Below are 11,075 nucleotides of genomic sequence, written 5' to 3' on the forward strand. Positions count from 1 at the left end.
ATTTCAACTTTTTGTAACAAAATTGATTTTTCTAACAAATAAATAAAAAAACTTTATATTTTTATCCTACCAAATATCACCTTATATTCTTTAAACATCTCCATTTGTTAAAAAACGTTCGAAAAAGGAAAATTTTTCACAAAATATACAAAACTTCACCATATGTACTATTACCATATGGGTTATATTATTTAATAGTGTAAAGGGGATGATACAATATGACGACTTGGTTTATTGTACTGTTAGTTGTATTTGGGGCATTTAAAATTATCGTTTCTAGTCTTCCAAACTCCGTTATTGAATCAATTATTAGCCGATATGAAACACATCCGCAACTTGATGAAGAGAATGTTACTGTAACGATCAATGGAAATAGCTTAGAAGGCGATAAGAAATCTCAAATTATTAATGATTTTAATGAAGGTTTATTTTTAGATCGTTATTATGCACCACCACAAAATGAAGGTACTCCTTTAATTATAAATGCAAAACGTGGCAAAAAAGATTTTACATTTTATATTTATAGTCATGAAGAGCATGTTGATGTTGTAAAACAACATAAAAAGAAAGTGATCGCTTATAGTTTGCGCTCTAAAAACCTTCAAAATAGTGATATGTTCGTGTCAGCTGATTTAGCTTAATGCTCATATATGAGAAGAAGGAATCCATGGCATATGGATTCCTTCTTTCCTATTTACTGAAAAATAAGCTCTGTCTTCAAACTATCTTTCGGTAACAACCATCCTTTTTTCTCTATACTTGCCATTAATAATTCTCTTTGTTTTGTCGCGATACTTTCCTCATTTGTTTTAAACGACACTTCTATTACGAAGTCATCTTCTATCTTCCCGGTATTACTTAATGGCCAAATTTCAATATTCGTTTTTATATTTTCAAATTCACCTGTATACCGTTTCATTAATACAGGACCGTAAATGTGAGAATCCTTGAGCATCTCTTCTCCCCAATTCGTATACAACCATTTGTTCATTTTCCCTGGTAACTTTTCTATTAACATATTTTGAGCAGCTTGTTCATTTGGTAAATCAAGTACCCCATATCCTTTAGCACTGTAACTTTTCTTATCTGAAATACTTAACGTTTTCTTCCCAAATCCCCAATCTATTTCCGCCTCATAACTATCAGTTTTACTATCAAATCCATCTTTTTTAGCTACTTCTAGTGCATCTTGAATTACACCATTTTGAATAGGATATCTTTTTTTATATGTTAGCTCAAAATCTTTACTAAATTCTTTCTTTCGAATTCTCGCAAACCAACCTTCGTTACTTAAACTTTTATTCACCGTATCTAGAAATTGCACTTGTATTCTTTCATAATTTGTACCAGCCTGGAAATGTTCTAGTACCTCTTGCTTCATCTCTTTGTTATAACCTAATACTTGTTCTGGCTTTAATAATAACTTCACTTCAAAACTAGGTTTCATTGGACTAGCAGCAAACCCTTCCTTAACGTTATAAAGGAAACAACAAAAGAAAATGCTTACGAATACAAATACTTTTTTCATATACCTATCCCCTTTACATTTTAAATTACTTCTATACGTTCCATTGCAAGTGAATATACATTTTCATATCCTGCTGTACTTAGCTTTTGTTGTAATCGATCCGTATCCTCTTTAAGAGCGTGCACTAACACCGTATGTTCTGGTAATAATGTATTTAACATTTCCTTAACATCACTTATACTTTGATGAACTTTATACGGAACTCGATTCACCCTACATGTATTCCTTACATGCTCTTTCATAACTTTTTCTGCAAAACTCCCTTTAGCAATATGTCCAGTAAAGATAATGGAATTTCGTTCTTCATGCCGAAGTTGTTCATAATATAACTGCGCTCGTTTCGTTTGCATATTCGCATCACTCATTACAACTATTCCGTAACTATTTTGCATACTAATGTCATTATCCATAACTATTATGTTTCTTTTCAAACTCTCCATAATCCACTGAAGTTCTTCATTATTTTTTATCCAATCTTTATATATGAACATCTCTTCAAAACCAACCAAAATTTCTTTATCTACTATAAGCGGAAATTCTTTATATCGTTCATATAAATACAATACTATATCTTGCGCCCTACCAAGTTGCGGCAGCGGTAGTAATGCTATTCCTTTATTTTGCATAACTCGTTCAATTTCTGTACATAGATCGTCTAATCTTTCATTTTGCGAAACATCATCAGTGTGGTAAGCGGCATCTACAATTGCAATTTTTATATCGCTTCGCAAATTTTCAGGTAAATTAGCTCGTAGTATATTAGATTCTGCTGAATAATCACCAGAATAAAATACGTATGTATTACACATATCCACTAAAAACCAAACAGCTCCTAATACATGCCCACTATACCCCCATTGAAACCGCAACGTTGGTGTAATCTGTATCCATTCATTTGGATTACTAATCTCATCAATACATACATAATTTAAATCTTTAATATTTTGGTCGTTATAAGGTAAATCCCACCCTTTTGAAAGATTGTAGTTTCTCCATTTTTCAAAATAAGCTGGCAGTTGCTCCTTCGTATAACGAGTCGTCCAAATTTTTTTCTTATATCCATACTTCGTCAATAAAGGTAATCCCATCGTATGATCTTCATGAATATGTGATAAAAATACCGCATCCAAAAATGTAACTATTTCTCTTTCTATTTTTGGATAACTCTCCTCATAGGATCGATTAATACCACAATCAAATACTATTTTCATCTCTTTATTTTTTACAAAATAGCAGGAACGACCGTATTCTCCCGCTCCTCCCCATACTTCCATCCTCATCATGCTACCCCTTTTCGTTTTTGCTCCATATGTTGCAGAAGTAATAAGCACATTGTTGTAAGCCCAACAGAAACAACGGCCATCGCCATTCCTATAGATACTTCCCCTTGTTCAAATTGAGCAAAAATAAACGTTGCTGACGTTTCTACTGATGGGGGTAGTACAAGAAGCGATGCTACTAACTCTCTTATCGAAATTGTAAATGTCATCGCCCATCCAGCCAGAATGCCTGGGATAATAAGAGGCAATATTATTTTTCTAAAAATATAAATATAATTTCCAGAAAAAATACTCCCTGCCTGTACAAGAGAATCATCAATTTGTCCGAGCGATGCTTTTACATACTGCACCGTATAAGGTAAAAAAAGAACAACATACGTTACGATAACCATGACAGGCGTATTGTAAATTGATATAGGCATATATGGTGAATTCCAAAATAAAATAAGCCCTACAACCATCACTATTCCTGGTACCATATTCGGTAACATACCGCACATATCAAGCCATTTTTCAGAGGACTTTTTCCCCTTTCGAATCATAAGTGCCAAAAAGACTCCAATAATTACAGCAACAATCGCCGTTACGAGTGAAAAAAGAAAACTGTTCCATAAAGCTTCTAATCCCGGAGAACCAATTGTAAATAATGCTTCATAATGGCTTGTTGTAAAGTTATTAAAATGTAAGCCCCCGCCTCTTAACTTAGATAAAGAAGCTATGAGTATAGAAAAGTATGGGATACCAATTGCTACTATTAGTAAACCAATTACATAAACCCATGCTATAAAACGTGTAAATATAGATAAAGTATACCTTTTAGATTTCACACCTTTTCCACTAACCATTGCATATGAGTACTTTCGGTTCAATACATTTTGCATATACCAAATGAGCATACACGCACTAAGTAATAAAGAAGATAATGCTGTGGCACTACTAAAATCAATCGGCCAACTTGAGATAAATTTATGAATCTCTGATGTTAACACATGAAATCCTATTCTACGTCCGAATGTAGCCGGTGTTCCAAATTCGGCAATCGTCTTTACAAAAATGAGTAAAGCACCCATTACATAACTTGATAACAATAACGGCAATATTATTTTTCTTAAACGATAGAAAAAGCTTCCACCATGAACTGCTGCAGCTTCTTCTTTACTACTCCCAATTTGAAGTAACGTGTTTTTCAACATGAAGTAAAGGAATGGGAATAAATGCAGACTCATAATTAAAACCATACCGCCTAAACTAAAAAATGATGATGAAATCGGCTTTAAAGTCGGAAAAAATTGTTCGAAATAACCGTTAGGTTGCATGAACAAAATCCATCCCATTGATCCGATATACGGCGGGGTCATAAATGGGATCATAAAAATAATATCTAACTTACTATACTTTCCTACATCTGTTTTGCTCATAATGAACGCCAGTGGAAATGCAAATATTGTAGCTCCTATTACAACGAGTACACCTAGAAGCATCGAATTCAGAAAAATCCCAGCTAATCCACCACTCTTCATGACTTCAAAAGGCTTTAAAAAATTCCAATTGCTATTTTCATATACACTAGAAAATAAAATGAGAAAAAGCGGAATGACGATTAACATCACCACAAGTAACAATGCTACTGTCATTCCAATTTGTCTTACTGATACGAATCGATTTACCATGTAATCACCATCTTATTGAAATACTTTCTTAAATTGTTTTGCTATTTCATCCTGTTCTTTCCCAACTGTTTTCCAATCAACGTTTAGTACCGGAATCTCTTCTACATTCGGTCTATTTTCAGCTTTTATATCTTTTCTACCTGGCAATAAGTACGCTTTAGAAACTTGTTTTTGCACATCATCTGATAATAAATAATCAATAAACTGTTTTGCACCTTCTACATTTTTACTATCCTTCATAATACCTGCTGCACGCGGACTAATAACCGTTCCGCTTTTTGGATATACAATATCAACCGGCTCGCCCTTTGCTTTTGCACTGTACGTCATATAATCAACGCCTGCAAGTACCATATCTTTCGCACCTGTTACTACTGGATCTAAAGCTTCTTGGTTTGCTCCCGCTACTGTAACTTCATTTTTCTTAAGCTGTTCAAATAAATTCCATCCATCTTGTCCATTCTTTTTCACGTATCCTGTTACAAAGTCTAAAGCTGACCCTGAAAGTGCTGGATCTGGAAGGTTCACTTTCCCTTTCCATTCTCCTTTTGTTATATCGCTCCAATCTTCAGGTGCTGTCTTCACATTTTTTGTGTTGTACACAATTCCTAATGCTGAAGCGCTATATCCAAAATAATGTCCTTTATCATCCGACCATTCAGAACGAAGCTTATCAGCTTGTTTTGCTTCTTTATAAGCTAATGTTTTACCATCGTTCTTTAATCCTTCCATCGCTGGTAATGAAGCGAGTACGACAACGTCAACGACTGGATTTTTCTTTTCAGCTTCCATTCTCGCTAAAATCTTACCTGTTGTTCCTTGAAACATTTCCACTTTTATACCGGTTTTCTTTTCAAAGTCCTTTTGAATTTTTTCTGCTAATCCTTTTGGTCCTGCACTATATACAACAATTTTCTTTTCATTAGCGTTTTTATTTTTTGCATCTGCACTGCCTGTCTTTGAGCTACAACCTGTTACTACTGCAGAAAATAGTAAAGTACATACAAATAAAGACTTAAGCGAACTGAATTTCTTCATACGATTCTCCCCCTATATGATGAATACATTTTTTGGGTACATATAACGATACCGGTTTACCGATGCTTAGCTTACTATTGTGATAAGCTGTCCATACACCGAGTGTCCCCATGTTTACTTTCACTTCATAACGTTCTCCTACATATGTAACGTACTGAATTTCACCTGTATACGTATCGCACACTTCATTTTTTGTCCAGCTCACGTGCTCTGGACGAATCATTTGTTTATTCTCTACAAGCCAATTTGCCTTACCAACAAACTTCGCAACAAATTCATGAGACGGTTTCACATAAATATTTTCTGGTGTTCCTTTTTGTAATACCTCCCCTTGTTTCATTACAATAATTTGGTCTGACATTGACATAGCTTCTGTTTGATCGTGTGTTACATACAATGCCGTTAAACCAATGGAATGAACGATATCCATAAGCTCTAAGCGCATTTCTTCTCGTAAAATTGCATCGAGTGCACTTAACGGTTCATCAAATAAAATAAAATGAGGCTTTGTTACGATTGCTCTAGCAAATGCGACACGTTGCTGCTGTCCGCCAGAAAGTTCGTGTGGATATCTTTTCTCCATACCTTGCAGGCGAACTCTCTTTATCGCATCTTCTACCTTTTCGCGTAAATGATTCGTTTGCTTTGTAGCCCTTAAACCAAATGCAACATTTTCAAAAACAGTCATATGCGGCCATAAAGCAAAATCTTGAAATACCATACCGATATTCCGTTCATGAGGAGATGTTTTTACCTTTTTTGTAGACGAATACATACACTTATCTCCAAAATATATTTCTCCTTTATCCGGTTCTTCAAGTCCTGCAATCATTCTAAGCAAAGTCGTTTTCCCGCATCCCGAAGGTCCTAAAAGTGTGGTAAACTCTCCTTTTTTCATTACAATTTGTAACGGTTTTAACGCCTGTATTTCTCCAAATGTCTTTTCTAATCCATGAATTTTAATATCCATCGTTTCACCTCTCTCCCCACATTCTTAACCTGCTTTCATTCTATATGGAAGATTTATACTGAATGTTAATGTACTGTAAAGATTAAATTAAAAAACTTCTAATAAACTATTTATTTCTATAGATTTTTTCTATAGTTAAAATAAAAAAGGCGGTTAACTCATAATGAATCTCTTAAAATTAGAAATTGTAGTGCTTATTAAGAAATACAAAAAGCTTACGATTGTTGCAGAAAAACTTGGCGTTAAACAACCTACTATTACATTTCATATAAAAAGCTTAGAAGAGGAACTCGGTGTGTCTTTATTCGAATTACGTTCTGGAAGGTATTTCTTAACAGAGGCTGGTGAGGCGTTGCATCATTATGCTTGTAAAATAGATGCACTTATGAAAGAAGCTAGGCGGGTCACACAGGAGTTTAAAGATTTTAATAAAGGTGCTATAACAATTGGTGCTAGTTATGTACCAGCGACTTATCTTTTACCAGAAGTTGTTCATCAATTTCAATGCAAATTTCCTAATATAAAAATAACACTCCTGGTAAAAACTGCGCCTGAAATTCGAACGATGCTACAAAATCATGAAATTGATCTCGGGGTAATTTCTGCGGCGCCGTTTGATGAACCACTTTTAAAACAAACAAAAATAATACCTGATACACTTGTTCTTGCTTTTTCCAAAGAACATCATTTTTCAAAAAAAGAAAGTGTATCCTTACAAGATATCGAAAAAGAACGTATATTATTGCATCGAAACCCGTCTACAACGAGGGATTTACTTACACAATGGACGTTAGCACATAACATTACATTCCAATCTGAAATTGAACTAGATTCATTAGAAACGATGAAACAAATTTTAAAATATGGTAATGGGGTTGCCTTTATTTCTAAACTTGCTATTGAACAAGAAGTACAACGAAATGAGCTATGCTATATACCAATCCCTGGATTTGAATTTCAGCGTAATATTTATACCATTCATCATGAGGACAGGTGGAATTCTAAAATCATCTCTTTTTTACTACATAGCATTACTTCTTTTACAGCAAAAAATTAAAAGGCTGTCGTTATACACGACAGCCTTTTAAACTATAACTCTATTTATTTTTCTTAGCCTCAATTTTTGCTTGCGCCTCTTCGGCCTTATCTAATGCTTCTGACACTTTTTTCTCTTTTTCTTTTACTTCATCTATACTATCGACAGCTTTAATTAGTTTATCGATTCCTTCTTCATTTACTTTTTTTCTTTTCGCTACTCTTTCATTTACTTTCTCTTCAACGTCTTTTGCTTTTTGAAGCATATTCTCTGCATTTGATGTTACAGCTTTTTCAAGTGCATCATCTTTTTTCTTTTGTAATACTTCATTTGCAATATCTTTCGTTTCTAAATACTTACCGTCTTTTAATGCTGTCGCACCGTGATCTAGTAACTGAGCGACTTCTTTATATGCCTTCGCTTCATTTCCTGATTTTTCTTTTTCCGCTTTTTCAAACCACATAATCGCATCACTATATTTTTCATTTTTCAATGATTGCATACCTGTTTCAATATACGTGTCGTAATTACTACATCCAGTCATTACGACTAACAGAAAAAGCATTACAAAACTTAATTTTTTCATGATGTTTTCTCCTTTTCTTTGCCTGCTCACTTTACTGTAACATACATGAAAAAGAGTTTCAAAAACTAAAATACTAATATGGTCATTTTTATTGTTTCCAGTCAATTTTTTATTACTTTCTTATTTTTCAGGCCGACACATCCACTTGCTTTTTCGCCACATGCTTTCTTACTCCCACTAATACAACTAACAATAACCCTCCGCCTAATGTCATCATAACAATGCTAGTCGGCAACATATCTAATAATAATCCATATACAATCATACCGAGCGGTGCGATTGCGGTAGAAATTGTTTCAAGTAAACCGAATACACGTCCTAAATAGTTTGGATCTGTCGTCTTTTGCATATGTACTTGCATCGGTATATTTACAACCATCATTGATATACCAGTTAAAATCATAAAAGCGATATAGTAAATAAAACTTACTACTTTCGGAATGGTAACTAACAATGGAAAGACTGTACATAAACTCAAGCCCGCAAATAAAAACAGCCCAATATAAACAGAGCGAAACGGGTTATTCACTTCTTTACGTACTGATAAAACAATTGCACCAATTAGCATCCCGACTGCTAACATTCCCTCTACAACACCGAGTTGCTTCGAGGATAAATGCAAATTTTGAACAATAATATACGGAAGTGAAACGAAAAGTGCACTCGCAAAAAAGTTTACCCCTACTGCAATTTTCATTAAACCATATATTTCATGCTGTCGTTTTACATATGAAAAACCTTCCTTTACACTCGTCAAAAAATGCTCTTTACTTTCAGCCATTTCTTTTTTATATAAATCAAATACGATAAATAATTGCACAATAACCGCTAAAAAGAATGTAATGCTATTTAGCAGGAAAAACGATTTAATCGAAAAGAAACCAAATACAACTCCGCCAATAATTGGCGCTAAAATATTTGATAAAGATGCTGCCGTCTGGTTCAAAGCACTCGCTTTTTGAATACGCTCCTCATCTACTAAATTAGGAATAGACGAAGTTACTGCAACAGAATAAAAACTTGCACAAATTGATAATAATGCTGCTGAAACATAAATAAACAGAAGTGATGGTCCAAACATAGTAGCCAGAATAAACATAATAAGCATCGTTAAGCTACTTAATAAATCAGTACCAATGACAAGCCATCTTCGGTTCACACGGTCAGCTACAGCACCTGCAATTGGTCCACAGATCATTCTTGGTATTGATCCGCAAATTAGCGTAGTTGCAAATCCCATTCCTGAACCCGTTGTCTTTAATACGTATAATCCCATTGCAAACGTATAAATACCTGCACCTAATAAAGATGTCATTTTCCCAATCATCATTAGCATAATATTTCTCGTTGCAATCTTCATTTTTGAATCATTTTGACCTATACTTACATCCCCCATTATGACACTCTCCCCTTAAAAGTTAAATTGTGTTAAACTTATTATATAATCAACTTTCCAATTTTTACAACAAAAAAGTTTAATTGTATTTAACTTTTTAATTATAAAGGAGCATATGATGGCTACTCTAGGCGAAAAAATTAAAACGTTACGAAAAGAAAAAAAGTTTACTCAAACTGAGCTAGCAGGTTCAGAACTGACAAAAAGTATGCTAAGTCAAATTGAAAATGGAAAAGCTACACCTTCCATGAAAACATTACAATACATCGCTAAAAAACTTGGATGCGAAACGAGTTTTTTACTAGAAGAAGATGATGTAGAAATTGTAGAACTCATTCAAAAAATGGAGCCATTAATAAAGGCAAATAAATGTGATGAAGTATATGAGACTTTACTACCTATCGTTCAAAAAAAGCTACCTTCTACTTTAAATACCGCTCGTTTATATAAACAATTTGTAACAGCTGCGGCAATTATGAAAGATTATAACATTGAATATTACGTTGAAAAGGCTACTTCTATTTTTGAAAAATATACGTTATACCGCGACAGTACGGAAACAAAATTAAAATTATCCTTTACGATATTCACACGTAAAAAGTACGCTGAATGTTTACAACTTATAGATAGTATCCGAAATGACTACGAAGAGAAACATTTAGAAATGGATCTCATTATACATATCGAGTTATGTTTATATGAAGCCATCATTTTACTAGCATGTGGCGATTATGAAACATGTGAAAAAAACATATTAGAAGCACTCGCATTTTCAAAAAAACATCAAGTGTATTATAAAACAGACGAATTTTACCGTATTTTATCTTACCAAAAAGTCATTACAGCTGATAAAGAAAAATATTTATATTACATAAAAAAATCGGAGCAATTCGCCATTTTTACAGAAGATACTTTATCCATTGCTATTATTGATCTTTTAAAAGCTTACTACTACAACACAATTACTAATGAGTATACAATTGCATTAGAACACCTAGAACAATTTCGAGAAAAACTTAAAGATGAACCAATTTTTCAAGACGATGGATTGTATTATCTTGAAAAAGGAAAAGCTTTATACGGCTTAAAACGTTATGAGGAGGCTTTACAAACATTGCAACGTGGTATCATGCCGGATTATATGAACCATCCACTTGATCAAGCGTGGCTTACAACAGCTGGTGCATATCGTGCCCTTTGTTATGTAAAACTTAACGATAAAAAAAGGGCTCTGGAGGAAATAACAGAAGCACATGAAATCATACAGTCCTATCCTGATTCCACCTTCTCTTCATTTATTAAAGAAATATTACAAATAATACAAAAACTTTAAGAATGTCTCGAAATGGTATATTATTCCTCTTTTTTAGCAAAGATAATAATGATGGGAGGAATATAAATGAATATACAACGCGCAAAAGAGCTTTCTGTGTCATCAGAACTTGCTAATGTCAATTTTCAAGGCATGCCTGTTACGATTCAACACGTCGACGAAAGCAACGAAACCGCCCGCATATATGAAGTGAAAAATCCAGGACGCGAATTAACAGTTCCAGTTAATAGCTTAGAGG

At 33.8% G+C, this 11,075-nt stretch carries 11 protein-coding genes; 4 read left to right on the plus strand and 7 right to left on the minus strand.

Annotated elements, in window-relative coordinates:
- Positions 1-218: 218 nt before the first annotated feature.
- Complete coding sequence (locus AB3X48_RS12365; protein WP_016104441.1) at positions 219-641, plus strand: YfmQ family protein; 423 nt, start codon at positions 219-221, stop codon at positions 639-641.
- A 53-nt stretch (positions 642-694) separates the two neighbouring features.
- On the opposite strand, the gene AB3X48_RS12370 is transcribed toward AB3X48_RS12365, so the two are convergent.
- From AB3X48_RS12370 to AB3X48_RS12390, 5 genes are read right to left on the minus strand one after another with little or no spacing between them, the layout of a single operon-like run.
- On the minus strand, positions 695-1,528 hold the full coding sequence (locus AB3X48_RS12370) for a hypothetical protein (RefSeq protein ID WP_016104440.1): 834 nt from the start codon (positions 1,526-1,528) through the stop codon (positions 695-697).
- Positions 1,529-1,548: 20 nt separating this feature from the next.
- Positions 1,549-2,811 carry an MBL fold metallo-hydrolase gene (locus AB3X48_RS12375; protein ID WP_016104439.1) on the minus strand — a complete coding sequence of 421 codons (1,263 nt, stop codon included), beginning with the start codon at positions 2,809-2,811 and terminating at the stop codon, positions 1,549-1,551.
- Entirely contained in the window at positions 2,808-4,478 is a 1,671-nt protein-coding gene (locus AB3X48_RS12380) for an ABC transporter permease (RefSeq protein WP_088098915.1), read from the minus strand. Before AB3X48_RS12380 ends, AB3X48_RS12375 begins: the two co-directional genes overlap by 4 nt.
- A 12-nt stretch (positions 4,479-4,490) precedes the next feature.
- Positions 4,491-5,516, minus strand: coding sequence for an ABC transporter substrate-binding protein (locus AB3X48_RS12385; RefSeq protein WP_016104437.1), 1,026 nt, complete (start codon positions 5,514-5,516; stop codon positions 4,491-4,493).
- A complete protein-coding gene (locus AB3X48_RS12390) occupies positions 5,494-6,486 on the minus strand; it encodes an ABC transporter ATP-binding protein (RefSeq protein WP_016104436.1) in 993 nt (330 codons plus the stop codon). The genes AB3X48_RS12385 and AB3X48_RS12390 overlap by 23 nt, the downstream gene beginning before the upstream one ends.
- 163 nt (positions 6,487-6,649) lie before the next feature.
- Here AB3X48_RS12390 and AB3X48_RS12395 point away from each other — a divergent pair, with 163 nt between their 5' ends.
- Entirely contained in the window at positions 6,650-7,543 is an 894-nt protein-coding gene (locus AB3X48_RS12395) for a LysR substrate-binding domain-containing protein (RefSeq protein WP_016104435.1), read from the plus strand.
- Between the two features lie 40 nt (positions 7,544-7,583).
- Here AB3X48_RS12395 and AB3X48_RS12400 read toward each other — a convergent pair whose 3' ends face one another.
- Positions 7,584-8,108 carry a COG3014 family protein gene (locus AB3X48_RS12400; protein ID WP_016104434.1) on the minus strand — a complete coding sequence of 175 codons (525 nt, stop codon included), beginning with the start codon at positions 8,106-8,108 and terminating at the stop codon, positions 7,584-7,586.
- 127 nt (positions 8,109-8,235) lie between these two features.
- Entirely contained in the window at positions 8,236-9,504 is a 1,269-nt protein-coding gene (locus tag AB3X48_RS12405; RefSeq protein ID WP_088098914.1) for an MFS transporter, read from the minus strand.
- Between the two features lie 118 nt (positions 9,505-9,622).
- Here AB3X48_RS12405 and AB3X48_RS12410 point away from each other — a divergent pair, with 118 nt between their 5' ends.
- Both AB3X48_RS12410 and AB3X48_RS12415 read left to right on the plus strand, forming a co-directional pair.
- On the plus strand, positions 9,623-10,837 hold the full coding sequence (locus AB3X48_RS12410; protein ID WP_016104432.1) for a helix-turn-helix domain-containing protein: 1,215 nt from the start codon (positions 9,623-9,625) through the stop codon (positions 10,835-10,837).
- 66 nt (positions 10,838-10,903) lie between these two features.
- Positions 10,904-11,075 (plus strand): H-type small acid-soluble spore protein (locus tag AB3X48_RS12415; protein ID WP_367959599.1); only part of this gene is annotated, 172 nt, incomplete at its 3' end.

Origin of the sequence: Bacillus sp. S4, assembly GCF_040838205.1 — a bacterium.
GTDB lineage: Bacteria > Bacillota > Bacilli > Bacillales > Bacillaceae_G > Bacillus_A > Bacillus_A cereus_U.

Excerpts from the sequence above, each read along its gene's own strand:
- AB3X48_RS12365 (WP_016104441.1), top strand. The coding sequence starts at position 219 with ATGACGACTTGGTTTATTGTACTGTTAGTTGTATTTGGGGCATTTAAA.
- AB3X48_RS12370 (WP_016104440.1), bottom strand. The coding sequence starts at position 1,528 with ATGAAAAAAGTATTTGTATTCGTAAGCATTTTCTTTTGTTGTTTCCTT.
- AB3X48_RS12375 (WP_016104439.1), bottom strand. The coding sequence starts at position 2,811 with ATGATGAGGATGGAAGTATGGGGAGGAGCGGGAGAATACGGTCGTTCC.
- AB3X48_RS12380 (WP_088098915.1), bottom strand. The coding sequence starts at position 4,478 with ATGGTAAATCGATTCGTATCAGTAAGACAAATTGGAATGACAGTAGCA.
- AB3X48_RS12385 (WP_016104437.1), bottom strand. The coding sequence starts at position 5,516 with ATGAAGAAATTCAGTTCGCTTAAGTCTTTATTTGTATGTACTTTACTA.
- AB3X48_RS12390 (WP_016104436.1), bottom strand. The coding sequence starts at position 6,486 with ATGGATATTAAAATTCATGGATTAGAAAAGACATTTGGAGAAATACAG.
- AB3X48_RS12395 (WP_016104435.1), top strand. The coding sequence starts at position 6,650 with ATGAATCTCTTAAAATTAGAAATTGTAGTGCTTATTAAGAAATACAAA.
- AB3X48_RS12400 (WP_016104434.1), bottom strand. The coding sequence starts at position 8,108 with ATGAAAAAATTAAGTTTTGTAATGCTTTTTCTGTTAGTCGTAATGACT.
- AB3X48_RS12405 (WP_088098914.1), bottom strand. The coding sequence starts at position 9,504 with ATGGGGGATGTAAGTATAGGTCAAAATGATTCAAAAATGAAGATTGCA.
- AB3X48_RS12410 (WP_016104432.1), top strand. The coding sequence starts at position 9,623 with ATGGCTACTCTAGGCGAAAAAATTAAAACGTTACGAAAAGAAAAAAAG.